The sequence below is a fragment of the Paragemmobacter amnigenus genome (assembly GCF_009908265.2).
Taxonomy (GTDB): Bacteria; Pseudomonadota; Alphaproteobacteria; order Rhodobacterales; family Rhodobacteraceae; genus Paragemmobacter; species Paragemmobacter amnigenus.
Genome location: NZ_JAAATX020000009.1, coordinates 188,987 through 213,889, shown reverse-complemented (window position 1 = coordinate 213,889; position 24,903 = coordinate 188,987). Strand labels below are relative to the sequence as shown.

The window sequence follows — 24,903 nt, the reverse complement described above, 5'->3', positions numbered from 1 at the left end:
GAGCGGGGGATGAGATGACTGGAATAACACGACGCGATTTGGGGGATGAGGACATGAGGTTCACGGATACTGTCACGGTGATCACCGGCGCTGGCGCCGGCATGGGGCGGGCGACGGCGCTGAGACTTGCTGCAGAAGGCGGCAAGATCATGTGTCTCGACCTGTCTGCCGAGAGCGCTGCGGAAACAGCCGAACTGGTGCGTGCTGCCGGCGGAGCTGCGGAATCGTTCAGGTGCGACGTGCGCGACCGCGCCGCCATCGAAGCGGCCCGCGACTATGCGATCAAAAGCTTCGGCGCCGTGCACAATCTGGTCAACAGCGCCGGTGCGCTGACCATGCAGGGCCTCGCCGATACCGATGATGCTGGCTGGAATCTGGTGATGGATGTCAACGTCAAGGGCGTCTTCCTGATGCTGCAAGCGTTTGTTCCCGAAATCGAACGCGCGGGAGGTGGTTCCATCGTCAACATCACCTCGATCGAGGCCGAGGTCGTGGTGGCGAGCGGTGAAAACACACAGCCGCATTACGCCTGCTCCAAAGGTGCCGTAAAGACGATGACGCGCACACTCGCGCATGATCTCGGGCGCAAGAACATCCGCATCAATGCGATCGCGCCGGGCCTGATCGCCACCGGTTTCGGGGGGTCAAACCCCGGATCCGAGCGCTATCAGCAGTACGTCCACGAGCACAGCGCGCTCAGGCGGGCGGGTCAGGCCGACGAAATTGCTGGTGCAATCGCCTTCCTTTTGTCGAAAGACGCAAGCTACGTCACCGGCGCGCAACTGCCCGTGGATGGCGGCTGGCTCATTTATTGATGCGCGGGCCGCTGATCGCCGGAGACACCGCCGAATTCGACGCCCTTCGGGAGCCAAGGTTCGTCGGGGCCGCCGACGAGGCAATTCCGTGCGGCACCCATGAAGGGAGGCAGAATGATGGAAGACATCTTTGACGTAGTGATCGTCGGCGCCGGTCCGGTGGGACTTTATGCTGCGTACTATGCCGGATACCGATCACTCAAGGTGGCGGTCATCGACGCCCTGCCGCAGATCGGCGGCCAAGTCTCGGCCATGTATCCCGAAAAGGAGATCCGCGATATCGCCGGTTTTCCCACGATCCTCGGCAAGGATCTGATCCATAACCTGCACGAGCAGGCCAGTCGCTACCCCTTTGAACTCGTGCTGGGGGAAACGGTCAATGCGGTCAGGGCGGGTTCGGATGATCGGCTCGTGCTAACGACCGAGACGGGGCGTCAAATCGAGACGCGGTCACTTCTGATCGCCGCAGGTCTGGGTCGGTTCACACCCAAGTCGTTGCCGAGCCTTCAGCCGCCCTATCCCGGCGGAGTCTTGCATTTCGTCCCCGACGTGTCGGAGCTTGACGGACGGCGCGTGGTGATCGTGGGCGGTGGCGACAGCGCGGTCGACTGGACCCTGGCGGCCTTGCCTCGCGCGAAATCGGTGACGGTGATCCATCGGCGCGCGCGTTTCCGCGCCCATGAAGCCAGCGTCGAGGAAATCCGTGCCGGAGGGGCACGCATTATCGCGCCCGGCGAGATTGGCGAATTGCGCGGCACGTCCACCATCGAGGGGGTCGTGGTCCAGCAGCCCGGAGCCGAGGCCGAGATGATCGTCTGTGACCGGCTGATCATGGCGCTTGGTTTCACCTCCGATCTGGGCGCCTTCGCGGATTGGGGATTGGAATCGGCAGGCATCCATTTCAAGGTCGGCGCGGACATGCAGACCTCGCGCAAGCGGATCTTCGCAATCGGCGACGTCAGCGAATATCCGGGCAAGGTGCGGTTGATCGCGGTCGGGTTCGGAGAGGCCGCCATCGCCGTCAATCACATCGCCGCGACGCTCAACCCCGATCAGCAAATCTTTCCCGGCCACAGCACACACGCAGAGTAAGACCAATGCCCTATGTTATTTCTGATCCATGCATCACCAGCCGTGACCGCGCTTGTGTTGATGTTTGCCCGGTGGACTGCATTTACGAAGGATCGGGTCGACTGTGGATTCACCCGACCGAATGTATCGATTGCGGTGCCTGCGAAGCCGTCTGTCCGGTCAGCGCGATCTACTACGTCGATGCGGATCACCCGACGGACGATCTCACCGAAGCGCATGAATTCTTTGACACCGTGCTGCCCGGACGCGAGGCCCCACTGGGCTCACCGCGCGGTGCCGCGAAGGTTGGTCCTCTGGCAACCGATCTGCCGCGCCTGCTGGCGGCAGGGGCGGCAGCCGCGAGAGAGGATTAGTTTGACCAGGAAAACGCGCAGTTGACTTGGCTCTGATCTACAAAAGGGAGAATGAGAATGAAAAGTATCAAGGACATCGAGCGCACCATGGATTTCCATGGCGAGGCGCTGGACAACATCTTCGAGACCTATCGGCTGATGCGGGAAAACTGCCCGGTCGGCAGGAGCGAGAAATACGGCGGCTTCTGGTTCCTCAGCAAGAGCGAAGATATCTTCAAGGTTGAGCAAGATGCGGACACCTATTCGGTCAAGCCGACCATGCTGGTGCCGCCGGTGGCCGATTTTCCGATGATCCCGATCGATACGGATCTGCCTGAATTGATGGATTACCGGCGCATCCTGCTGCCGCTCTTTACACCGCAGGCCCTTGCCAAGATGGAAAAGCCGGTGCGCGACATCGCTCAGGATCTGGCGCGAGAATTCGCCGATTCCGGAACGACTGACGCCACCGCAGGCTTCGCCCGGGCCCTGCCGACGATCTTCTTCAGCCGCCTCGCCGGTTTTCCCGAAAAGGACTGGCCGAAGTTCGATGCCTGGGTCGATGATATCCTTTATGAGCGCACCTTGGATCCGGAGCGGGCCAAGAAGGCACAGGATGCCGTCATGGCCTATTTCGATGACCTGATCGAAAAATATCGCGGCCGCACCATCGACGAGGCCGATACCGGCACGATCATGGACTACCTGCTCGAGGCAAAGATCAAGGGCGAACCGCTGAGCCGCCAGGAACTGCTGTCCTATTGCTACCTGATGTTTCTCGGCGGGCTGGACACCACCGCATGGGCCATTCGCGCCAGCCTGTGGCACCTTGCACAGGACCTCGACGCGCAGCGCAAGCTTCGCGAGAACCCCGACCTGATCCCGATGGCAGCAGAAGAGATCCTTCGGACCCTGTCGCCTGTGCAGGCCATGGGGCGCACATGCAAGAAAGATACCGTGATCCGCGGACAGGAAATCAAGGCCGGCGACCGGGTGGTGCTGCTGTTCGGCGCGGGCAACCGCGATCCGGATATCTACGACGAACCCGAGAAGATCAAGATTGACCGCGAGGACAATCGTCACCTTGCCTTCGGCGCCGGGCATCACCGCTGCCTCGGTTCTAACCTCGGGCGGCGCGAACTGGTCATCGGTCTTGAGGAGTTCCTCAAGGTCGTCCCCGAGTTCACCCTCGGGGACCCGTCGGAGAAATGGTATGGTGTCGGTCGCCTGACGCTCAACTTCAAGAAGTGAGGGGAGACACAAGTTGAAAGTCCTGCTTGATTCCCATCGCTGTCAGGGTCACGCCAGATGCGCGGCCTTTGCCCCCGAAACCTTCGTTTTCGACGATGACGGCTTCTCGCGTGTGCGCGAAGGCATGGAAGACGTCAAACCCGAGAACGCTCCCGGGGTCAGGAAGGCCTGCGCCAACTGTCCCGAACTCGCCATTTCCATCATCGAAGACTGAACCTTGGACCGGGAAATGATGACAAAGGACAATTCCGAGGATCAGCGCGGCACTCGCAGTGTCGTGATCATCGGCGCATCCCTTGCCGGAGGCGCGTGCGTAGCGCGCCTCCGTGCTCTTGGTTACGACGGGCAGATCACCGTGATCGACCCGGACCCATTGGCACCCTATGATCGACCGCCACTGTCCAAAGGGGTTCTGACCAGAGCAGCACCCATCGAGAAGCCGCGCTGGTGGTGCGACGACTGCACGCTCTTGCGCGGCCGGGCGGTCGCACTCGATCCTCGGGCGCGCCGTATCGAGATCCGCGGGTCCGACGGCCATCGCCGGTTCGTTTCTGCCGACGCCATCGTGATTGCCACCGGGGCCAGGCCGCGCAGGTTGCCTACGGAGCCTGCGGGCGTGCTGGCACTGCGCACTGCGGCGGATGCGAAGGCCCTGAGCGATGCCATTGATCGCGGGGCGAAGAGTGCGACCATCATCGGCGCCGGGGTTCTTGGCTGCGAGCTTGCCTCTTCCCTGCGCGAACGCGGCGTCGAGGTTGCAATGGCAGACCTAGCGCCGCTGCCGCTCGTGCGGATCTTCGGCGCGGAAATCGGCAAGATGGCGGTTGGCTGGATGACAGAGGCCGGCGTCACTCTGCACCTCGGCGTGGGGATCGCCGCAATCCGCGCCGAGCCCGCCGGATTTTCGGTGGACCTGTCCGGCGGCACGGAATTGCATAGCGATCTCGTGATCATTGCCATCGGCGCAGAACCCGAAACAGAGTGGCTGACCGGCAGCGGGATCGGGATCGCCAATGGCGTGCTTTGCGACGGGTCCGGCGCCGTGCTTGATCTCGAGGGGGCGATCTTGCCGAATGTCTTTGCCGCCGGGGATGTCGCGGCTTTGCGCGACCAGAATGGCAGCCATCGGCGCCACGAGGCATGGACCGCCGCCCGTCGGCAGGGCACCGAGGTCGCGGAGCGGATCTTGACTGGATCGCAGGCGTCGGCGCCCGATGCAGAAGACTATTTCTGGACCGACCAGTTCAGCCGCAAGATCCAGGTCCTCGGAAGCGTGCCTGCCAATGGCACGCTGAACTGCGTCAGAACGACTGCCCGGCGGCACGGCACTCTGTTCGAGGTTCGTGACGGCGAAAGGCATGCTGGCTGGATCGCCATGAACTGCCCAGAGCTTCTTGCGCAGGTTCAGGCCGGATTGCTCGCGGCAGAATGATGAAAGGATCGTCGACCAGCCCGCGGCAAAATCGAACGACCGGCACCCGCCGACAATCGGTCGTGCTGCAGCGATCAGGAATATCAACCTCGATAACTCCGGGATGATCCATGGGACAGTTGCGCAAACAGGCCAAGGCATTGTCACTGCAGGCCCGGCGAGGCGATGTATCGGCCGCGCGACAACTTCTGTCGCACAGCGTCCGGATGGGGCACCGGAATCTGGCCGTGCGGCGCCTGTTTCTTGCGCTTGCCATGGGGGCGAGGAACGTGGAGCATGAAGCACGCTACTGCGCCGAGATCATCTCAGTGCTACCCGACGAGACCATCCGGAAAATGATGGCCGAAGCTCGGTGCAACGCAGACATCTACACAGCGAGGGGAAACCATGATGACTGAGCCATTCGGCGCTGTTTCCGCCCCCTACATGGGCATTTCCCCGAGTTTTCTGGGGACTCCCATCTTTGTCGGCGCTGGCGCTTCGGTTTTGGGCCGGGCAACGATAGGACGGCGCGCGTGGCTGGGCAGCTATTCCGTAATCCGAGCAGACGGTCACCATGTCACGATCGGCGATGAATTTCAACTGGGCGAACACGCCACGGTTCATATCGCCCATGAGGTCTATCCGACCGTGATTGGAAGCCGAGTGGTCGCGGGTAGGCATGCCGTGGTTCACGCCTGCGAAATTGGTGATGACTGCATCATCGAAGCAGGGGCAGTCGTCCTCGACGGCTCAAAGGTTGGTGCCGGTGCCGTGATTTCGGCGGGGTCCATCGTTTTCCCCCGATCCGATCTTGCGGGCGGCTGGCTCTATTCAGGCAGCCCGGCACGACCGGTCATGCCCATCACGCAGCAAGACCTTGACGCGCGCCGCCAGGCGCTCGGCAATGATGCGACCGGGAAGGTCGACGGGCCGATCACGTCCCATGCGACAAGCCCGGCACAGTTCGACTGCTTCGTGGCACCGACTGCGCGCCTTGCCGGTGATATCCGCCTCGGACCATCGGTCGGCATCTGGTATGGATGCGTTCTGGACGGCGGCAGCCATGGCATCACGATCGGTGTCGGCACGAACGTTCAGGACAACACCCGGATCCTGTGCCAGCACGACGCCGTTGAAATCGCGGCAGATGTCACGATCGGTCACAACGTGACGCTCTTCGATTGCCGCGTCGACAGCGACAGTCTGGTCGGCATAGGTTCGGTCATTTCTCGCGGGACCGTGGTGGAACGCGACGTTCTCGTTGCCGCCGGAACCGAAACGACGATCGGGCAACGTCTGAAAAGCGGACAGGTATGGGCCGGAAGGCCAGCCCGGCCCATCGGCAAGATGGATGACCGCAGGCGCGCAATGCTGGCCGGAACGCTGCCGACCTATCAAGGTTACGCCGAACAATTCCGGCAAACTCAACACAAAGCGCTGTTAGCGGAAGGAGGATGATGAATGGGAAATGTGCCGTCGAAATCCGCTAATCTAATTGGGAATGTCGGCTCGACTTTCCTGCCGGATGGGTCGGTCGTGGACAAAGACATCCCGCGGCTGGAGGCTACCGGAACGATTGAAGAACTGAATAGCGTTATTGGGTTTGCCCGTAGCCAGATATTAATTCATGAACCTCTCAGTGGACTGATTGAGGCCCTTAGGCTAATCCAGCAGGATTTGCTCGAACTCGGCGGAGCATTGTCAAATCCCGGCGAGGATTTACTTTCGCAAACGAAGGTATCAAGACTCAAAGCAACGATCGAGGAATGGAGCCCTCATCTTCTGGCGCACAGTATTTCGAGCAATAAGGAAGATCCTCCCGCTGTCGGTGCGCTTCTTATTGCGCGCAGTATCTGTCGGCGGTCCGAGCGGCGCCTTGTCACGGCGCTGGTTGTGGATCCTCAGCCGGGGAAATTTGGACTCGCTTACCTGAACCTTCTTTCCGACTTCTTGCTCTTGGCGTCCAGATTGATGAAAAAGGAGTGAATAGCCCCTTTAGATTCATAGCCGCCCTGCTCGGTAGCTTTGGACGCAACGAGAGACGCAAGATGAGCAAGCAAGATCGACTTTAGGACGAGTTCAAGCAAGTGGCTGTGGTGCAGATTGCCGAGCGGCTGGAGATCAATGCCAAGTCGCCTCTTTGCATGGAAGGAGCGTTGTTGCACAACTCTGATCACAGACGATTCACATAGTGAATCCATTTGGTTAGAAGCACTGTATGAACAAGCCGTCACCTGCCCGCTACTGCATCACGAACTGGTCCAGATATCGAGCCATTGAGGTGCCACTGATGGGGTTGATGAGGTGTCCCGCAAGGTTCTATGATCGCCTTATTGAAAAGCCGGTCTGTTTTTTCGAGGCATGAACGTTTAAAGGCGAAATCCATGACACTATTAATGATTCTCATATTTTGGTTCCGACAGGAGGTGTATACCTCTCCCGAAAATACTCTATGGATTAACGCAACTGAATGGGCGAGGCAGTAAATGGCAATAACTTCGGTCGGAATTGTGGGCGCAGGCCAGATGGGCAACGGTATCGCCCATGTCTTTGCGCTCGCGGGGTTTGACGTCCTGATGACCGATATCTCACAGGACGCCCTTGCCAAGACGGTTAGACTTGTCGATCAAAACCTCGACCGTCAGGTATCGCGCGGCAAGATCACCGACGAGGACAGGAAGGCTGCACTGGGCCGCATCCGGACGACGCCGAAGTTAACCGATCTCGGCCGCTGCGACCTTATAATTGAGGCGGCGACCGAGCGTGAATCGGTGAAACAGGCGATCTTCGACGAACTTTTGCCGCATCTGAGGCCTGAGACAATCCTGACTTCTAACACATCTTCGATCTCGATCACCCGGCTTGCCTCGCGAACCGACCGGCCTGAGAAGTTCATGGGTTTTCACTTCATGAACCCGGTGCCGGTGATGCAGCTTGTCGAACTGATCCGCGGCATCGCCACGGACGACGCCACCTATCAGACTTTGCTTAAAGTGGTCGACAAGCTTGGCAAGACCGCGGCGAGCGCGGAGGACTTTCCCGCCTTTATCGTCAACCGGATACTGATGCCGATGATCAACGAGGCGGTCTATACGCTCTACGAGGGTGTCGGCAACGTGACGTCGATCGACGAGTCGCTGAAACTCGGCGCCAATCATCCGATGGGGCCGCTGGAACTGGCGGATTTCATCGGGCTCGATACCTGCCTCGCAATCATGAACGTGCTGCATGAAGGGTTGGCAGACACCAAATACAGGCCCTGCCCGCTGCTGACGAAATATGTCGAGGCCGGCTGGCTCGGTCGCAAAACGCGGCGCGGCTTTTACGACTATCGTGGCGCAAAGCCGGTGCCGACGCGCTGAACCGGTTCGATCACCCAGACCAGGCGTTGTTTCCATGGGCCAAGCCAGCATCCCGCCCGGCCGCGAGCACCGTCTTGGCCGCTCGAATCGGTCGGTGTCGTATTGCCCTTAAGTCCGAAGCGCGGCGCCTGGGGCCTCCTTCCGCCGCGATCAGCCGGTTGTATCCGGCCCATCCATCGACTTGCAGGGTGCCGTGGCATGGGATTCGTCCCTGAGCAGCTTCTTGACCGCTTTGGATTGGCCATCAGCGCACAATAGGCGAACCGGAGTTCGAAGGCCGCGCGGTCGACCCAATCGGCCAAGGTGGACCGGTCAAGACCGGCTCCTTGGGGCTGTAGATCTCGGCCCGCCAATACAACGAAAGGTGATCTGCATACTTGCCGGCAAGAGCATGGGCAACCATCGCTTCGGTCGGCAGACCGTCCAGGATCATTCGCGCCAGAGCGGGAGCTTGCGACATGCCATCGGAGCAGGACCGGCAGGCGTATTTGGGCCGACGGCTGACGAGGAACTGGACGGGGATAATGTCCAGATGTCACGGCACGTCTTCCCCAATGCAATGCAGGCGCAGGCTAGGCCCTTGCGTTCACTCACCCTTCGATGCACGGCAGGTGTTCTGGCAGAGACCCGCAATTGGCGGCGCGCGGTTTGGAGGGGCGTTTAGCGGCCCAATCCTTGGCATCCTCTTCGTCATGGATTGGTGCAATGGCGGTTTCCAGATTTTCCAGCGCAAGTTCGAACTGCCCCGGATCGCTCTTCTCCGACCGACGCCCGAAGGCCGTCTGCCTGAGCTTGGCTGGATCCATTAAGGCACGTGCATAACGACGTCGTTAATGACGTGTCTTATGCGGGGCTGGCGATGCGGGGCGATACACTGGGATTGGAGCGGCGGCGGGGCGACGAGGAGAAGCGCGAGATTGTCTTGTCGGTCGGCATGGGCAGCGCGACAGTGACGCAGGTTGCGCAGCAACATGATGTGACGCGGCAGCAAATCTATGCCTGGCGGCACGAGCAGAAGAAGAAGGGGCTGCTTTCGGCCTTTCCGGAGGCGTTGTTTTTGCCGGCGGAGTCAGACCGGCAGGCGGCATTGTCGGTGCATGCGCCAATCACCGACACCGATATGCAGCGCCCTGCCGGGCGGAAACCGGCCAGTCTTGCGCCGGGCCAACCTGACTTCGGTGTGGCACCCACCTATCCAGTGTAACAGCTGAACAAATTCGTTCGTCTTCGCATCGATATCGGCACGACTTCTTCGATCAGCAGCCTGACCAGCCGTTGTCTGGCGCGGGCATCGGCGCCCGTCTTGTAGAACACCCGCATCATCCGGCCACAACGCGCGCTGCGGGCCATGCCTGACAGCAACGCCCGGATTTGCGGGCAGTCCGCTTCTGCATATGCGCGGTCTCCTCAAGCATACGGCTGTTCTCATCGTAGGCGCGCCAGTCGATATATCCCTCGTGGCTATCCTTGATGAGCACGTTCCAGCCCTCAATCGCCCTGTGGTGACTGCTGGCCTTGCGGGCCTGCCCATCCACCACCCGTGTCCGGTTCCCGGTTGGTCCAAAGGCATAGGCACCTGCATAGATCGGGCTGTGCAGCACCTGCACACGCTGTGATAGGCTGGCTTGCACCATGTCATCTTCCGCAATGCGCCGTTGCGCTGCACCACCGGAAGATGAATATCTGCTGCCCGCGGCCACAGAAAGACCGACCGCCCACTGCCGAGTTTGCCTAACTTGGCGAAGATCAGGTGGATAACCCGCTGAACACGCTGATCGGGGTCCATCTCGATCCGGGCATCCTCGCTCCAACAGTAGCCTGGCGGCAGGGTGAAGCGGAGTTCTCCCCGGCCTGCCTTGGCATCGCGGGCGGCCAGACCCCGCTGGCGCAAGAGGTTGAGCGCGTACTTCGACATTGTCCCCTTCAGCCCCAAGAGCAGCCGATCATTCATCAGGTGGGGGTCGTAAACGCCTTCGGGGTCAACCACCAAGGTCCCGGTCAGGGCGCAAAGATCGATCAGATAATGCCAATCACGGCCATTGCGGGCCAGTCGGGAAGCCTCAATGCGGTAGACAGCCCCTACTGATCCGGCACAGACTTCTGCAACCAGGCGCTGGAACCCTGGCTGGGCCACCTGGCCTGATCCGGAGCGGCCCAAGTCCTCATCAATCACCTCGGCGGTCGAAAAGCCCGTGTCGCGGGCGACTTCAGCCATCTGTATTGTCGTTTCTGGCTCTCTAGGTTGCCGAGGACCTGGCTCATTGTCGACTGCCGGACGTAGACGATGGCGCTGCGGGCAAAGAGTTCAGCGGTGATCTTCGCGTGCAGCATTCTCCCAGCCCTCCGTCTTCTGCGCCGCCATCAGTTGAAGCTCGGCCAGCGCCTCCAGAAGTGCCGGTGTTGATGGTGCCGCCGGAGGGCGGTTGCGGGGATCGTCCAGTGACAGGCAGAATTGATCCTGCTGCAGGTGGGTTGGGGCTCGATGGGGACATGCATGTCCTCCTCTGGAATCACTGTTCCAGAGGATGGCGCAACCTCAGCATAACGCATCAGCTCCAAGGTCAGGGCCAAAGTCTCAAGGGCAGCGAGCGCTACAGGCGGTAGTCCGCTGTCCAGCCGCTCACAATAGGTGGGATCGCCCATCCAGGGCGGCAAGGTTCGGAAGAAACCGGGCCGGTCCTCGACCAAGATCGAGCCAGCTCCTTACCGCCGACCACCATCGCGGGCGCGCAGCACCCGGCCAAAAAGCGGATGCCAGGATACTCGATCCGCAATTCCCGTACTTTGTATGCGGCATGGTTGTCGATTTGGCGACAGGGTGAAGCTTTTGCGCTCGGATGGGCAAGGCTTCTGCCTCTATTACAAGGTGCTGGGAGGTGGCCACTTTCCTTGGCTTGCGCGTGGCGATGGCGCTGTGCGTCTGACCTTGGCGCAGCTGACGATGCTGTGGGAGGGGATCGATTGGCGCAGGCCGGACTGGGGCGCACCACCGGCCCGGGTGGGCTGATTTATCCTGCTGAAACGTCTTGTTTTTATGGCAATTCCGCCTGCCTTGTGGTGGTCGGGCGCATGTCGAGCGTGACCGAAAACCTTCCCGATGATCCTGCGCTTTTGAAGGTGTTGATCGCGGCGTTGCAGGCAGAAAACGCGAAGATCTCGGCCACCTTGCGTGCCCATGATCAGCTGATCCAGACCCTGCGGCTGCGCATCGCCAAGCTGAAGAAGCAGGTCTTCGGGCAGTCCTCGGAAAAGATCGAGCACGAGATCGAACATCTCGAACTGGCGCTGGAGGACCTGCTGATTGCCTCGACCGAAAGCGAGACGGCGGTCCCGGACGGCGATCCGGAGGTAGCTGAGGCTGCCGAGGATACCGCCGCCCGCCCGTCTCGCCGTCGGCCGCAGGTCTCGGACGGCACGCTACGCGAGCGTCAGGAACTCGACCCCGGCAGTTGCTGCCCCGATTGCGGCGGCGATCTGCCCGTGGTGGGCGAGGATTTCAGCGAGATGCTGGATCTGATCGCTGCCCAGTTGAAAGTGGTCCAGATCGCCCGGCCCAAGAAATCCTGCCGCCGCAGCGAACGCATGATGCAGGTGCCCGCGCCCAGCCGCCCGATCCCGGGCAGCATGGCCGGGGCGAGCCTGCTGGCGCATATCCTCGCCTCGAAGTACGACGATCACCTTCCGCTTCTGTGATCGGGCGGGTCTGGTCAAGCATCCATCGAGCAGGCCCTTACTTCTGTCCGTGGTCGGCATGCTGAGCTATCGAACACGCTGGAAGCCGACTTCTGCGTCGAAGCGCTGAACGAGGCGATCCATCGGTTCGGCGCGCCCGAGATCATGAACACCGTCCAGAGCAGCCAGTTCACGTCCTTCGACTGGACCGATCGGCTGAAGCGGCCCAAGACCAATATCTCGATGGATGGCAAAGCCAGGTATCTGGACAACATCTTCACCGAACGCCTCTGGCGGTCCCTTAAGTATGAATGCGTCTACCTGCACGCCTGGGAATCCGGATCGCAGGCCAAAGCCGGAGTCGGGCGCTGGATCACCTTCTACAACCACCATCGCCCGCACACTGCCCATGGCGGACAGCCGCCCGCCGTGGTCTCCTTCAACCACATCGAAACCGATCAGCAGGTGCAGGCTGTAGTAAATCAGCCCAAAATCTGTCCAAAGATCGGGGAATAGCTCAACCTTGGCCCTACCCACCAAATGCCGTGACTGAACAGTTAGAAGAATAGGCCTCGTTTGACGGCCGATGAAGTCTTAACCTTTCGGGAAATCACTTTGGCGGGATTTGCGGCGCATCAGATAGATGTCCATGACCCAGCCATGCTCTGACCTGATCCTTGCCCGGGTTTCGCTGATTTGCCCTGCTACGGCCTCTAGCGGTCCCGAAACCAGCACTTGCCGATCCATTCCGACATAGGCCCCCCACCAGATGCTGACACCTTCGGGATCAATCGCGCCAAAGGCCCCGCCGTTGTCCAACATGACAACGACGGTTTCTGCCCCCGGTGGCCAGCCACTTTCGCGCAACTGGCGACCGGTGGTGATGGTGACCGGGGCCGCAAGGTCATTCAGCGGGATGGCGTGGGCGGCGCAAAGCGCCTGAATGGCGGTAATGCCGGGGATGACATGCAGGTGAAGTGCGCGCTGGCCAGAAAGCCTTTCGGCAATGCGCAACGTGCTGTCGTAAAGCGAGGGGTCGCCCCAGACCAGAAAGGCCACCTTCGGCCCACCGCCCTGCGCCAGATGGCGTTCAATCGCCGTATGCCAGACCGCCGCAATCTGGTCATGCCAGTCATTCACCCGCCGCAGGTAATCCGGCGTGCCCGGGTCACGCTCTGGCAGATCAAAGCTGTCAATGCGGGTGGCAGGATTGGTCACGCAGGTGCGGAAAATCTGTTGCCGCAGCCCCGCAAGATCGGATTTATCCTCGCCTTTCAAGGGGATCAGGATCAGATCGGCGGTATTCATCGCCTTGATGGCCTGCAGGGTGACATGATCGAGGTTGCCGGTTCCGATGCCGATCAGCGTAAGGTCGATCATGAGTCACTCTTCCGTCAGGGGGCCATAAAGGATCAGCGCTGGCGCGTTGCCCGCCTGGGCAGAGATGACATCGCCTAGCGCCGCAAGGGTTGACCGGGTGATCTGCTGTTCGGGGTGGCCGACGGCCTCGGCCATCATGGCCGGGGTGCCCGGTGGCAGCCCATGGGCCATCAACCCGGCGGCAAGCGTCGGGAAGGTGCGCTTGCCCATGAAAACCACCGTCGTCGCCTTGGGGTCTGCTAAAGCCGCCCAGTTCAGCCCCTCGGGCAGATCGCCCGTCATGTCGGCACCTGTGACGAATTGAACCCGCCGCGAGCTCAGTCGCCGTGTCAGCGGTATACCTGCCGCCGCCGCCGCCGCACAGGCCGAAGGCACGCCGGGCACAATCTCAAACCCGATGCCGGCGGCGCGCAGTGCTGCGATTTCCTCTTCCAGACGACCAAAGATGCCGCTGTCGCCCGACTTCAGCCGCACCACCTTTGCCCCGGTCAGCGCGTGATCGACCAGAAGACGACTGACATGGTCTTGCTTGGGCGAAGGGCGGCCTGCCCGCTTGCCCACGGCCACCAGATCGGCACCCGCCGCACAATGCGACAGGATCGGGCCCGCCGACAGGTCATCGAACAGCACCACCTCGGCCTCGGCCAGCAGGCGGGCTGCCTTCAGGGTCAGCAACTCGGGGTCGCCGGGACCGGAGGAGACGAAAGAGACAAATCCGCTCATGGCAAAGCCCCTTGGCTGGCTGGTGCGATCAGGTGAAAGAAGGTGCCGCTGACCTGCCCGCCGTCGGGGCATAGGCGGAACGATCCGGTTTCGGCAACGGCCTCGCCCGTGGCATCGGTGACCCTGGCCAGCGGCGCATCGGGTTGCGACAGGATGGTGGCATAGTGAAATTCGTGCCCGCGCAGGGCGGTGCCCGCGTCAAAGCCGGCAACCGGACGGGCGCTGCGGGCAAGGCGGTATCCCAGATGCATGCGCCGTTTGGCAAAGCTGGTCTCCAGCCCCAGAAGCCCCGCCATCCGGTGCCGGGTGCCATCAGCCGAAACCAGCCCCTGCCCCAGCGCCATGTAGCCACCGCATTCGCCATGCACGGGCCGGGTTCTGGCAAAATCCGTCAGCGCCGCGCGAAAACCGTCACAACCCGCCAGCCGGGCGGCGTGCAGTTCCGGGTAGCCGCCGGGCAGCCAGCAGACCGTGGCAGAAGCGTCCGGCCCCTGATCGGCCAAGGGCGAGAACGGCAGGATCGTTGCCCCCTGCGCCCGCCAATCGGCCAGCAGATGCGGGTAGACGAAGGAAAACGCCGCATCCCGTGCCATCGCGATTCGCTCGCCCGGAGGCGGAACCGGGAGGGTCGCGCCTTGCGGCACTGGTCCGGTGCGGGCCAGTGCGCGCAGGGCGGCAAGGTCGCAATGCGCGGCCACGAACGCGGCGGCTTGGGTCAGGATCTGCTGCAGGCGCGGCAGTTCCTCAGCCTGCACCAGCCCCAGATGCCGCTCGGGCAAAGCGATGGAGGCGCGGCGCGGCAAGGCCCCCAGCACCGGAAGACCGGCGGCCTCCATCCCGGCGCGCACCAGCGCCTCATGCCGGGGCGAGGCGACCTTGTTCAGAATCACCCCGCCAACCTTCACCCCCGGCCGGAACCCGGCCAGCCCGGCGGCCACCGCCGCCGCGGTCTGCGCCTGACCCGAGACATCCAGCACCAGAACCACCGGCCAGCCCATCAGCGCCGCCAGATCGGCACTGGCGCCCGAGCCGGTTTCCCCGGCGCGGGCGACGCCGTCGAAAAGTCCCATCGAGCCTTCGGCAAGGATCAGATCGGCGCCCCGCGCCTCGGCAGCCTGCGCCGCGAGGCGGGAGGGGGTCATCGCCCAGCTGTCGAGATTGACCGAAACCCGCCCCGCCGCCGCCGCATGAAACGCCGGGTCGATGTAATCCGGCCCGCTCTTGAACGGCTGGACGGCAAGGCCGGCGGCCCGGAACGCCGCCAGAAGCCCCAACGTCACCGTGGTCTTGCCGGTGCCCGAGGCCGGGGCGGAAATCATCAGGCCGGGCGGCAGGGTCATAGCACCTCCGGAAAGCGCGGAGCGGTGCCGAGCGGGCGATAGCGTCGGTCATAATCCCCGGCGTAAAGGCAGCTTTCGTCGAACTCGGTCGCGCCCAACGCCGGGCCGACAAGGATCAGCGCCGTGCGCTCGCCCGTGCCAATGCTGGCGTCCAGCGTGGCCAGCGTGGCGCGCACCACCTTCTGATCGGGCCACGAGGCGCGGAACACCACCGCCACCGGGCAGTCGGCGCCGTAATGGGGTGCCAGGCGCGCCTGCACATCGGCCAGCACATGCACCGACAGGTGAATGGCCAGCGTCGCGCCGGTGCGGGCGAAGTTCTCCAGCGTCTCGCCCTCGGGCATGCTGGAGGCGCGGCCCGAGGTCCGGGTCAGGATCAGCGATTGTGCCACGCCGGGCAGGGTCAACTCGGCCCCCAATGCCGCCGCAGCGGCGGCAAAGGCCGGCACGCCGGGGGTCACGTCATAGGGAATATCCAGCGCCCGCAGGCGGCGGAGTTGCTCGCCCATCGCCGACCAGACCGACAGATCGCCCGAATGCAGACGTGCAACGTCATGACCAGCGGCATGGGCGGCGGCGATTTCGGCGATGATCTCATCCAGACTGAGCGGCGCGGTGTTCACAATCCGCGCGCCGGGCGGGCAATGCGCCAAAAGCGCCTCGGGCACCAGCGATCCGGCGTAAAGGCAGACCGGCGCGGCGGCGATCAGGTCGCGCCCGCGCAGCGTGATGAGGTCGGCAGCGCCCGGTCCGGCGCCAATGAAATGGACGGTCATGGTTGGGTTCCTTTGTGTGTCGCCATGGCGCAGGTCGCCATGCCATCGGGCGCGGATATCCGCGCCACGGTCAGAATTGCGCCCGGTCCGGCAGCGGCCAGCGCGGCGGCCTCGGCCATCGAACCGGTGCCATGCAGCGCCATGACGCGGGCCGAATGGGTGGGGGTGGCGATGCCCCGCACCGGAACCGCCAGCACGGCAAGGCCGCGCTCCTCGGCCAGTTGCCGCAAGACGGCGACCTCGGCCTTGGCGGGCAGGGTGGCAAGGGCGGTGGCGGGGCCACCTGCGGCCTCGACCAGCCCCAGAGCAGCGCGCAGCGAAGGCAGCGTCGCGCTATCACGAAATCCCAGACCGGCGATTCTCATCGCGTCACGCTCCATTGCACGACGGGGCGGCTCGACTGCCAGCCGCGAAAGCCGCCCAAGGGGCTGGCCTCGGCAAGGTCGATGCGCAGCAGGCTGCCGCCGTGGCGGCCATGGCAGGCGGCCAGCACCACCTCGCCCTCCAGCGTCACGGCATTGGCGACAAGGCGGGTGCCGGGGGCGAGCCGCGCCCAAAGATCGGCATGCAGCGCCGCATCACCACCGCCGCCAACAAAGACCGCCTCCGGGGCGGGCAGATCGGCCAGCGCGGCGGGGGCCGCACCTTCGACCACCCGCAGCCGATGGGCGATGCCGAAATCTTCGGCGTTCCGGCGGATATTGGCGGCGCGTTCGGGCTTTGCTTCGATCGTGACCGCGCTGCCCCCCGCCAGACACCACTCGACCGAGATCGAGCCGGAGCCGCCGCCGATATCCCACAGCATTTCGCCGAGGCGCGGGGCAAGGGTGGAGAGCGTGATGGCGCGGACCGGGCGCTTTGTGATCTGGCCGTCATGGGCAAAACACCCATCCGGCAGACCCGAGGCGCGCGGAAGACCGGCGCCGGCGGGCAGGTCAATGCCGTCCAGCGCCACCGCAACGGGGGCGGTGATGTCGGGCCAGTCAGCGCCGTCGCGCAGCCGCTCCCGCGGCCCGCCCATGGCCTCGCAGACCGTCAGTTTGCAGGCGGCAAAGCCGTTTGCTTCCAGCCAGATGGCAAGCTCGCCAACCGCCGCCGCGTCGCGCAGGGTGCAGATCACCCGCACCCCGGCGGTCAGCACCGGGCGCAAGCGGGAGAAGGGGGCGGCATGCAGCCCAAGGCAGGTCACGCCCTCCAGCCGCCAGCCCAGACGGGCGGCGACAAGGGCGAAGGTGCCCGCCGCCGGATAGGCGCGAAACTCGGCCGGGGGCAGATGCGCGGCCACGGTGCCGCCCGCGCCGAACCAGAATGGGTCACCCGAAACCAACATGGCCACCTTTTGCCCGCGCAGCGCCAAAAGCGGCGAGAGGTCGAAAGGCACGGGCCAGTCCTGCCCCCTTGCGCCGATACCCGCCAAGGCCAGATGGCGCGGCGCACCGAACACCACTTCGGCACTGGCCAGCGCGGCGCGGCTTGCCTCGGACAGGCCCGCTGGTCCATCTTCGCCCAGACCGATGATCGACAGCCAAGGCTCAGCCATGACACGCATCCTTCTTCTGGGCGGCACCACCGAGGCCAGCCTGCTGGCCCGCGCCCTTGCCGGCTCGGGGATGGAAGCGGTCTATTCCTATGCAGGCCGTACCGCCGCGCCGGTGGCGCAGCCGCTGCCGGTCCGGATCGGCGGCTTTGGCGGGGTGGCGGGGCTGGTGGCCTATCTCAAGGCGGAAGGCATCAGCCATGTCGTTGACGCCACCCACCCTTTCGCCGCGCAGATGAGCCGCAATGCCGTTGCGGCCTGCGCCGAGGCGGATGTGCCGCTGGCGGTGCTGCAACGCTCTGCGTGGCAGGCTGAGGCCGGTGACAGCTGGACCCACGTTCCCGACATCGCGCCCGCGGTCGCCGCCCTGCCCGACAGCCCGGCGCGGGTGTTTCTGGCCATCGGCAAACAGACGCTTGCGCCCTTTGCCGCCAAGCCACAGCACCATTACCTGCTGCGCCTGGTTGATCCGCCCGAAGGCACCCTGCCCCTGCCCGATGCCGCCGCCGTCATCGCCCGTGGCCCCTTTGATCTGGCCAGCGATCTTGCCTTGCTGCGCGAACATCGCATCAGCCATATCGTCGCCAAGAACGCCGGTGGCGCAGGCGCCTCCGCCAAACTGGAAGCCGCGCGCATTTTGGGCCTGCCGGTCATCCTGATCGACCGGCCCGCCCTGCCGCCGCGCCGGATCTTTGCGGAGGTCGCCGATGTGATGGCCTGGCTTGGTCATGCCGGCACCGAGCGCGGGGTGTAAAGCCAAGGGCCGACCTGCCGGGTGGCCTCATTGCCGACGATCACCACCGTGCGCATGTCGGCCATGTCCGGCGTGGCGTCCGACAGGCTGACGGTGCACAGCCGCTCCTCCGGCGTTGACACCGCGCGGGCGAACAGCACCAGCCGCGCCGGTTCGCATTCCTCGCGCAGGATCTCCAGCACGCGGGCGAACTGGTGCGGGCGCAATTTCGAGCGGGGGTTGTAGAAGGCCATGGCAAAGCCGCCCCGCGCGGCGTGGCGCAGGCGGCGCTCCACCTCGGCAAAGGGTTTGAGATTGTCGGAAAGGTTGATGGCGCAGAAATCATGACCCAAGGGCGCCCCGGCCCGCGCGGCGGCGGCCAGCATGGCGGTGATGCCGGGCAGAATGCGGATATTGGCGCCATGGTCGGCAGGCCGTGCCTCCAACGCCTCGAACAGCGCCGAGGCCATGGCAAACACCCCCGGATCGCCCGATGAGACAATCACCACCCGCCGCCCCGTCGCAGCCATGTCCAAAGCCAGCGCGGCACGGTCCAGCTCGACCCGGTTGTCGGACGGGTGCAGTGTCAGGCCGCGGCGGGGCGCGACGCGGGCGACATAGGGAATATAGCCCACCACATCGGTGGCTTCGGCCAAGGCCGCTGTGACTTCGGGTGTCACCAGCGCGGCAGCTCCGGGGCCAAGCCCGACAACGGCAATCCAGCCTGTCATTCCTCGCCCCCCATCACCGGACGGCGGCCATGGCCATGAACAAGGACGATGGCGAAATACGGGCAATCCTCGGCCTCCACCTCGGCCAGCTTGACGATGCGCTGACCCGGCATGGTGCCGCGTTCGACCAGCCAGGCCTGATCCAGCCGCCCCGCAACCTCCAGCGCGCGGCGCACGCGCGGCAGATTGCGCCCGGTTTTCATGATCGCCAGGGCATCGGCGCCTTGCATGTGGCGGACCAGTTCGGCCTCGGGCAAGGTGCCCATCAGCACGGTCAGCACATCATCGCCCCAGGTCATCGGCACACCGCTGGCATTCCAGCAGCCCACCATGCCCGGAATGCCGGGGATCACCTCGACCGGGACATGATCCTTCAGCCGCAGATACAGGTGCATGAACGAGCCATAAAGGAAGGGGTCGCCTTCACAAAGCACCACAACCTCGGCCCCGGTGGCGACCAGCGCTTTCAGCCGGTCGGCCCAGTCGTCGTAGAATTGCGCCAGACAGTGAATGTAATCCGGGCTGTCAAACGGGAGTTCCGTCGTCACCGGATATTCCATCGCATGTTCCCGCACGCCTGCGGCCAGCATGCCGTCAACGATGCGCCGCGCCTGTCCCTGCCGCCCGGCCTTGCGGAAATAGGCGACATGCGACGCCTGGCGAATGGCCCGATCCGAGCGGATCGAGATCAGGTCGGGGTCGCCCGGCCCAAGGCCGGTGCAGATGATGCGTCCCATGGTCATTCCTTGCGGCTGGCGAGTGCGTTGACGGCGGCGACGGTGATGGCAGAGCCGCCAAGACGGCCCTTGATGATGACCGACGGCGCGGGCGGCGCGGCGATCAGCGCGTCTTTCGATTCCGCCGCGCCAATGAAACCCACCGGGCAGCCGATGATGGCGGCGGGGCGCGGGCAGGACGGGTCTTCCAGCATATTCAGAAGGTGAAAGAGCGCGGTCGGCGCATTGCCGATGGCCACCACGGCCCCGGCCAGATGCGGCCGCCACAGCTCCACCGCCGCCGCTGACCGGGTGTTGCCAATCTGGGCGGCCAAGGCGGGAACCGAAGGGTCGTGCAGGGTGCAGATCACCTCATTCGCCGCCGGAAGCCGGCCGCGGGTAATGCCCTCGCTGACCATGCGGGCATCACAGAGGATCGGGGCCCCCGCCTCCAGCGCGGCGCGGGCGGCAATCGCCATGCCGGGGGTGAAGCGGACAAATTCCTCCAGCCCGACCATCCCGGCGGCGTGGATCATGCGCACCACGACGATTTCTTCTTCGGGCGTAAAGCGGGCAAGGTCGGCCTCGGCGCGGATGGTGGCAAAGGATTGCAGATAAATCGCGGCGCCATCGGTCTGATAGGCATGGGGCATCAGAACAGTCCTTTCAGGTCGATGTCCGGGTCGGCAAGATTTGCGGTCAGCGGGGTGCCTTGGGCAGAGGCCTGACGGATCAGGTCAAAGCCCTGCGGCGTGGCGACAAGCGTGATGTCGGCGGGGCCGGGCCGCGCGCAGCCCTTGGCACAGCCCGAAACATGCAGCAGCTTTCCCGAAGGAACCTGCGCAGCAAGACGACGGGCCAGCGGGCGCACCGGCTGGTGAGCTTGCAAGCAGCCCGGCGCGCCGGTACAGGCCGCCACCCGCAGCAGCGGGTCGGTGGGATCAAGGATCAGGCCGGGAACCGAAGGAAGATGATCCAGCCCTTCGATCAGCAACATCCGCCACGGCGTGACGCGCAGATTGCCAAGCCCCGCCAATGCGGCAAGGGTTTCCGCCGTCATCTGGCCAAACTCGAACCCGACCAGTGCACCTTGCGGACACAGGCCCGGCCCCGGTGCCGGGGCGGAGGGGGCCGGAGTTATGCGGGGTGCAAGCCGGCCCTTTGGCCGCGCGCCCCTTGCAATCAGCGCCGCCATGCGGCCCCGACCCGCGGTGATCCCACCGGCATCAACGAACCACTGCGCCAAGGCAACTGCCGCCGGGGCAGCGTCCGCCGCCGTCACCGGCGCACCTGCCGCAAGCCCGTCGCAGCGCAGGATCAACCCGCCCGTAGCGTCGCGCTCCAGCCGGATGTCGGCGGCAATGCCCTGCAAGATCGGGGCAGGCCCGCAGTCGATGGCAAAACCGAACTTGCCCGGAAGCTCCGGGGCCGCGCAAAGGGCGGCGGCCAGCGCCTGCGCCAGCGCATCAGTGGCAGCATCGGCAAAGGGCGTGACCAGAATGTTGCGCCGTGCCTCATCGCGCGCGGTGGCGTCGATCAGCCCCAGCGAGCTGAGGTCCGCGATCAGGGCCGGGTGGCTGGCCCCGGTCGCGCCGCGCAGTTGCACATTGCCGCGCGCCGAAAGGTCGATCAGCCCGTTGCCATGGGTACGGGCCGCGGCCGCGATGCCCTGCGCCTGCACGGCGCTCAGCCGTCCGGCGTCGGGGCGCACCCGCACCACCAACCCATCGCCCGACAGCATCGGCCGCAAGGCGCCGGGACACCAGCCTTGCACGGCAAAGCCGGTCATGGCCGCTCTCCCAGCGTTGCGGCGATGGAGTTGCGCCGGGTGGTCCACAGCCCCGCCTCATGCAAGCGGCGGAACAGGTCGCGCACCGCGTCTAGGGCCGCAGGGTTCTCTGCGGCCATGAACTCCACCACATCGGCGCGGCCCAGCGTTGCCTGATGGTAAAGGTCAAAAAGATGCGGTGGCACAACGCCCGCGAGATGGGCAAAGGCCGCCATATGGTCGAGCGTCGCCGCAATTTCCGCCGCGCCACGAAAGCCATGCGCCATCATGCCATCGGCCCAAGCCGGGTTGGCGGCCCGGGCGCGCACGACACGGGCGATTTCCTCGGCCAAGGTTCGGGCGCGGGGGCGATCTGGTTGCGTGGCGTCCAGATGATAAAGCGCGGGCTGCGCTACGCCCAGTCGGGTCAGCGCGGCGGCAAAACCAGCCTCATGGGCCGCATAATCGGCGGCCAAGAGCACATCGCTTTCCGGCAGATCTTGCGCGTGGACAAAGGCGTTGGCTTGCCGCAGTCGCGACTCAAGCCCGGCGCGGTCGTCACGGCTGATGCCATCGGCCCCGAGCGCCCAGGCCGAAGCGGCCAGCCAGGCCTCCCCCGCCGCCGCCCGCGCCTCGGGCGTGAAATCATCCATCGCTTGACCCATGCCAAGGCCGTAATGCCCCGGCCTTGGCCCAAAGACCCGCGCGGCGCGCTGCAGATAGGGATTATCCTCCGCCGCCTCGTTCCGGGCAGCCAGCGCCGTGGCCCCGGTTTCAAAGAGCGTGGCAAGGCCCGGGAACACATCGCGGAACAGACCCGAGACGCGCAGCGTCACGTCGATGCGCGGGCGGCCCAGCAGGGTCAGCGGCAGCACCTCGACCCCGGTCACCCGGCTTGACGCGGCATCCCAGACCGGGGCAAGCCCGGCCAGATGCAGCGCCATGGCAAAGTCTTCGCCCGCCGTGCGCATCGTGGCGCTGCCCCAAAGATCCACCACCAGCCCGCGCGGCCAGTCGCCATGGTCTTGCAGATGCTTGCGCAAAAGCTCCTCGGCCAGCTTCACCCCTTGGGCATGGGCCGACCGGCTAGGCACCGAACGCGGATCGACCGAGTAAAGGTTCCGCCCCGTCGGCAGCACATCGCCCCTGCCCCGCGCGGGCGAGCCAGAGGGACCGGGCGCCACGCGGCGGCCCGATAGCGCGCGCAAGATGCCTTCCCGCTCCGCGTCTGCGCATTGCCCACGGCCAAAGACGTGAAGCCCCGCGCCGAACTGGCTTTCCTTGATGTCGCAGACAAAGCGGTCAATCCGGGTGATCGCCTCGGCCATGCTGGCCCCCACGGGCAGCCCCAGATCTTCCTCAACCCCGGTGGCGCGGGCCTCGGCGCGGATGTCGCCAATCAGCCGGCCGCGGCGAAAGGGGTCCAGCCCGTCGGCGGTGGAGTATTCGTCCAACAGCCGCTCCAGCCGCTGCATCGCCTCGGGAACCGAGGAGGCGACCAAGGGCGGCGGCAGGTGGCCAAGGGTCAGCGCCCCGATGCGCCGCTTGGCCTGCGCTGCCTCGCCGGGGTCATTGACGATGAAGGGGTAGATCACAGGAAGATCGGCGGTCAGCGCCTCGGGCCAGCAGGTGGCCGACAGCGCCACCGATTTGCCCGGCAGCCATTCCAGCGTGCCATGCGCACCCATATGAACCAGCGCCTGCAAGCCCCGCGCCTGAAGCCAGAGGTAGAAGGCCACATAGCCATGGCGCGGCGTGCGGCTCAGATCGTGGTATTCGGCATCGCGGGTCGCCCCGTCGCCCCGTTCGGGTTGCAGCGCAATCAGGGCGTTGCCCCGGATCACGACGGCAAAGCGAAACGCGCCGTTCTGGCAGGCCGGGTCATCCTGCGGCGCGCCCCATACCCGGGTCAGATCGTCCCGCAGCGATGCAGGCAGGCGGCTCAGCGCGGCGAGATAGTCCGCCAGCGGCCAGCTTTGACGGGTTTCGGTCAGGGCCTGACCCAAGCTTTCTCCGGGCTGGGTGGCATAGCCTTCGGCCTGAAGATCGGCCAGCAACGCCTCAGTCGAGGTAAGCGCATCAAGGCCGACCGCATGGGCAAGCTGATGCGCGCGGCCCGGATAGGTCGACAGGACAACCGCCAGCCGCCGATCCGCTGCCGTCGTCACCGCCAGCCGATGCCAGCCCAGAACCCGCGCCACGATGCGGCCCACCTGCGCCGGGTCCGCCCGATGCGCAAAGCGCGAGAATTGCAGATCGGCGTCGCGCTGGCCCGGTGATTTGAACGAGGTGACACCGGCAAAGAGGCGGCCATCAACCTCGGGCAGCACCACATGCATCGCCAGATCGGCGGGCGACAGCCCGCGATCCGACTGCGCCCAGTCCCGCCTGCGCGCGGTGGAAAGCGCCACTTGAAACACCGGACAGTCGCAGACGTCAAACGGCGTAGCGCCCGCGTCATCGCGCGCCGAAAAGGCCGTGGCGTTGACAATGGCGACGGGCGGGCGGGCGGCCAGATGCGGGCGCAGCCAATCGCCAAACCCGGGCGCTTTCAGCGAGGGCGCAAAGACGCCGCAGGCGGCCAGACCGGCAGCGCGGAAACCACGGATCAGCGCGTCAATCGGTGCGGTATCAGCGGCGGTCAGGTAGCTGCGATAGAAGCTGACCAAGACCAGCGGGGCATCCGGCACCGCCGCGATCACACCTTGATCGGGATCGTAGAAACCAAACTCCGGCACATGCTTGTCGCCGCCAACCGGGCCGGCATAAAGCCCGGCGGCAAGGCAAAGCTGCGCCAGTGCCGCCTGTGCCGCCACCACGCCCCCGGCATCGCACAGCGCTTGCAAGCGCCGCAGCGTTGACAGCGGCAGGGTCGAGGCCGCGTCCAGCGCCGGGTCAACCCGGCCATCGGCGGGCAGAACCGCCAGCGCAATGCCCTTGCGCCGCGCCAGATCCTGTACTGATGCAAGGCCATAGGGCCAATAGGCCGCGCCACCGATCAGGCGGATCAGAATGGCCTTGGCCCCGGCAAGCGTGCGCTCGACATAGGTATCGACCGACACCGGATGCTTCAGCGCCACGAGGTTTTGCAGCCGCAGCGACGGCAGCTTGCGACCACTGCGATGCCAGCCCGCCGCGAAAGCCCCAAGGTCACTGTCGGAGAACGACAGCACCACCAGATCGGCCGGGTCTTGCCCGGGATCGAACGGCAGCTCGGCCTCCTCCAGACCATGGGATTCGCGGAACACGACATGCATGGCG

At 64.8% G+C, this 24,903-nt stretch carries 25 protein-coding genes and 4 pseudogenes; 15 read left to right on the top strand and 14 right to left on the bottom strand.

What is annotated here, in order from left to right; all coding sequences use genetic code 11:
• The first annotated feature begins 53 nt into the window (after positions 1–53).
• The 10 genes from GU927_RS14120 to GU927_RS14075 all read left to right on the top strand — a co-directional run bounded on the left by GU927_RS14120 (position 54) and on the right by GU927_RS14075 (position 8,266).
• Positions 54–815, top strand: coding sequence for an SDR family NAD(P)-dependent oxidoreductase (locus GU927_RS14120; RefSeq protein WP_161763080.1), 762 nt, complete (start codon positions 54–56; stop codon positions 813–815).
• Positions 816–929: 114 nt separating this feature from the next.
• Positions 930–1,907: an NAD(P)/FAD-dependent oxidoreductase gene (locus GU927_RS14115; RefSeq protein WP_161763079.1), complete on the top strand. Its 978-nt coding sequence runs from the start codon at positions 930–932 to the stop codon at positions 1,905–1,907.
• 5 nt (positions 1,908–1,912) lie between these two features.
• A complete protein-coding gene (locus tag GU927_RS14110; RefSeq protein ID WP_161763078.1) occupies positions 1,913–2,260 on the top strand; it encodes an indolepyruvate ferredoxin oxidoreductase subunit alpha in 348 nt (115 codons plus the stop codon).
• Positions 2,261–2,317: 57 nt separating this feature from the next.
• Entirely contained in the window at positions 2,318–3,490 is a 1,173-nt protein-coding gene (locus GU927_RS14105) for a cytochrome P450 (RefSeq protein WP_161763077.1), read from the top strand.
• A gap of 13 nt (positions 3,491–3,503) precedes the next feature.
• A complete protein-coding gene (locus tag GU927_RS14100) occupies positions 3,504–3,704 on the top strand; it encodes a ferredoxin (protein WP_161763076.1) in 201 nt (66 codons plus the stop codon).
• A 15-nt stretch (positions 3,705–3,719) separates the two neighbouring features.
• Positions 3,720–4,922: an NAD(P)/FAD-dependent oxidoreductase gene (locus GU927_RS14095; protein WP_161763075.1), complete on the top strand. Its 1,203-nt coding sequence runs from the start codon at positions 3,720–3,722 to the stop codon at positions 4,920–4,922.
• Between the two features lie 110 nt (positions 4,923–5,032).
• Positions 5,033–5,320 (top strand): hypothetical protein, encoded by a 288-nt coding sequence (locus tag GU927_RS14090; protein ID WP_161763074.1) that lies wholly within the window; start codon positions 5,033–5,035, stop codon positions 5,318–5,320.
• Entirely contained in the window at positions 5,313–6,362 is a 1,050-nt protein-coding gene (locus GU927_RS14085; RefSeq protein ID WP_161763073.1) for a gamma carbonic anhydrase family protein, read from the top strand. Before GU927_RS14090 ends, GU927_RS14085 begins: the two co-directional genes overlap by 8 nt.
• Before the next feature lie 3 nt (positions 6,363–6,365).
• A complete protein-coding gene (locus GU927_RS14080) occupies positions 6,366–6,890 on the top strand; it encodes an ATP:cob(I)alamin adenosyltransferase (RefSeq protein WP_161763072.1) in 525 nt (174 codons plus the stop codon).
• 500 nt (positions 6,891–7,390) lie between these two features.
• Positions 7,391–8,266, top strand: a complete 876-nt coding sequence (locus tag GU927_RS14075) for a 3-hydroxybutyryl-CoA dehydrogenase (protein ID WP_161763071.1) — start codon at positions 7,391–7,393, stop codon at positions 8,264–8,266.
• Positions 8,267–8,478: 212 nt separating this feature from the next.
• Here GU927_RS14075 and GU927_RS14070 read toward each other — a convergent pair.
• Positions 8,479–9,063: pseudogene (locus tag GU927_RS14070) on the bottom strand (transposase); the annotation flags it as partial.
• 17 nt (positions 9,064–9,080) lie between these two features.
• Here GU927_RS14070 and GU927_RS14065 point away from each other — a divergent pair.
• Complete coding sequence (locus GU927_RS14065) at positions 9,081–9,470, top strand: transposase (RefSeq protein ID WP_217765660.1); 390 nt, start codon at positions 9,081–9,083, stop codon at positions 9,468–9,470.
• Between the two features lie 115 nt (positions 9,471–9,585).
• Here the strand turns inward: GU927_RS14065 and GU927_RS14060 are convergent, their stop codons facing one another.
• On the bottom strand, positions 9,586–9,900 hold the full coding sequence (locus GU927_RS14060; RefSeq protein WP_217765675.1) for a recombinase family protein: 315 nt from the start codon (positions 9,898–9,900) through the stop codon (positions 9,586–9,588).
• A gap of 266 nt (positions 9,901–10,166) precedes the next feature.
• Positions 10,167–10,481 (bottom strand): annotated as a pseudogene (locus tag GU927_RS20715) (recombinase family protein); the annotation flags it as partial.
• 573 nt (positions 10,482–11,054) lie between these two features.
• Here GU927_RS20715 and tnpB point away from each other — a divergent pair.
• From tnpB to GU927_RS14045, 3 genes and pseudogenes are all read left to right on the top strand, one after another.
• Complete coding sequence (gene tnpB, locus GU927_RS20710) at positions 11,055–11,273, top strand: IS66 family insertion sequence element accessory protein TnpB (RefSeq protein ID WP_161763070.1); 219 nt, start codon at positions 11,055–11,057, stop codon at positions 11,271–11,273.
• Positions 11,274–11,335: 62 nt separating this feature from the next.
• Positions 11,336–11,953, top strand: a pseudogene (locus GU927_RS14050) (IS66 family transposase zinc-finger binding domain-containing protein); the annotation flags it as partial.
• Positions 11,954–12,025: 72 nt separating this feature from the next.
• Positions 12,026–12,364, top strand: a pseudogene (locus tag GU927_RS14045) (transposase); the annotation flags it as partial.
• Positions 12,365–12,532: 168 nt separating this feature from the next.
• On the opposite strand, the gene cobF reads toward GU927_RS14045, so the two are convergent.
• Genes cobF through cbiE form a run of 6 tightly spaced genes read right to left on the bottom strand, consistent with a single transcriptional unit; the run spans position 12,533 to position 17,697 of the window.
• Entirely contained in the window at positions 12,533–13,318 is a 786-nt protein-coding gene (cobF, locus tag GU927_RS14040; protein WP_161763068.1) for a precorrin-6A synthase (deacetylating), read from the bottom strand.
• A gap of 3 nt (positions 13,319–13,321) precedes the next feature.
• Positions 13,322–14,041, bottom strand: coding sequence for a uroporphyrinogen-III C-methyltransferase (gene cobA / locus GU927_RS14035; protein WP_161763067.1), 720 nt, complete (start codon positions 14,039–14,041; stop codon positions 13,322–13,324).
• Positions 14,038–15,381: a cobyrinate a,c-diamide synthase gene (locus tag GU927_RS14030; protein WP_217765656.1), complete on the bottom strand. Its 1,344-nt coding sequence runs from the start codon at positions 15,379–15,381 to the stop codon at positions 14,038–14,040. Before GU927_RS14030 ends, cobA begins: the two co-directional genes overlap by 4 nt.
• A complete protein-coding gene (gene cobM, locus GU927_RS14025; protein WP_161763066.1) occupies positions 15,378–16,157 on the bottom strand; it encodes a precorrin-4 C(11)-methyltransferase in 780 nt (259 codons plus the stop codon). The genes GU927_RS14030 and cobM overlap by 4 nt, the downstream gene beginning before the upstream one ends.
• On the bottom strand, positions 16,154–16,522 hold the full coding sequence (locus GU927_RS14020) for a cobalamin biosynthesis protein (RefSeq protein ID WP_161763065.1): 369 nt from the start codon (positions 16,520–16,522) through the stop codon (positions 16,154–16,156). Before GU927_RS14020 ends, cobM begins: the two co-directional genes overlap by 4 nt.
• Entirely contained in the window at positions 16,519–17,697 is a 1,179-nt protein-coding gene (gene cbiE / locus GU927_RS14015; protein ID WP_161763064.1) for a precorrin-6y C5,15-methyltransferase (decarboxylating) subunit CbiE, read from the bottom strand. Before cbiE ends, GU927_RS14020 begins: the two co-directional genes overlap by 4 nt.
• Here cbiE and GU927_RS14010 point away from each other — a divergent pair.
• The gene (locus GU927_RS14010) at positions 17,696–18,448 is read left to right on the top strand and encodes a cobalt-precorrin-6A reductase (protein WP_161763063.1); all 753 of its coding nucleotides are present in this window, start codon (positions 17,696–17,698) and stop codon (positions 18,446–18,448) included. The two genes, cbiE and GU927_RS14010, sit on opposite strands and share 2 nt — an antisense overlap.
• On the opposite strand, the gene cobJ is transcribed toward GU927_RS14010, so the two are convergent.
• Genes cobJ through cobN form a run of 5 tightly spaced genes read right to left on the bottom strand, consistent with a single transcriptional unit; the run spans position 18,421 to position 24,899 of the window.
• Positions 18,421–19,158, bottom strand: a complete 738-nt coding sequence (gene cobJ / locus GU927_RS14005; protein ID WP_161763062.1) for a precorrin-3B C(17)-methyltransferase — start codon at positions 19,156–19,158, stop codon at positions 18,421–18,423. The two genes, GU927_RS14010 and cobJ, sit on opposite strands and share 28 nt — an antisense overlap.
• The gene (locus GU927_RS14000; protein WP_161763061.1) at positions 19,155–19,895 is read right to left on the bottom strand and encodes a precorrin-2 C(20)-methyltransferase; all 741 of its coding nucleotides are present in this window, start codon (positions 19,893–19,895) and stop codon (positions 19,155–19,157) included. The genes cobJ and GU927_RS14000 overlap by 4 nt, the downstream gene beginning before the upstream one ends.
• A 2-nt stretch (positions 19,896–19,897) precedes the next feature.
• Positions 19,898–20,527 carry a precorrin-8X methylmutase gene (locus tag GU927_RS13995; protein WP_161763060.1) on the bottom strand — a complete coding sequence of 210 codons (630 nt, stop codon included), beginning with the start codon at positions 20,525–20,527 and terminating at the stop codon, positions 19,898–19,900.
• On the bottom strand, positions 20,527–21,663 hold the full coding sequence (gene cobG, locus GU927_RS13990; RefSeq protein ID WP_161763059.1) for a precorrin-3B synthase: 1,137 nt from the start codon (positions 21,661–21,663) through the stop codon (positions 20,527–20,529). Before cobG ends, GU927_RS13995 begins: the two co-directional genes overlap by 1 nt.
• Entirely contained in the window at positions 21,660–24,899 is a 3,240-nt protein-coding gene (gene cobN, locus GU927_RS13985) for a cobaltochelatase subunit CobN (RefSeq protein WP_161763058.1), read from the bottom strand. Before cobN ends, cobG begins: the two co-directional genes overlap by 4 nt.
• Positions 24,900–24,903 lie beyond the last annotated feature (4 nt).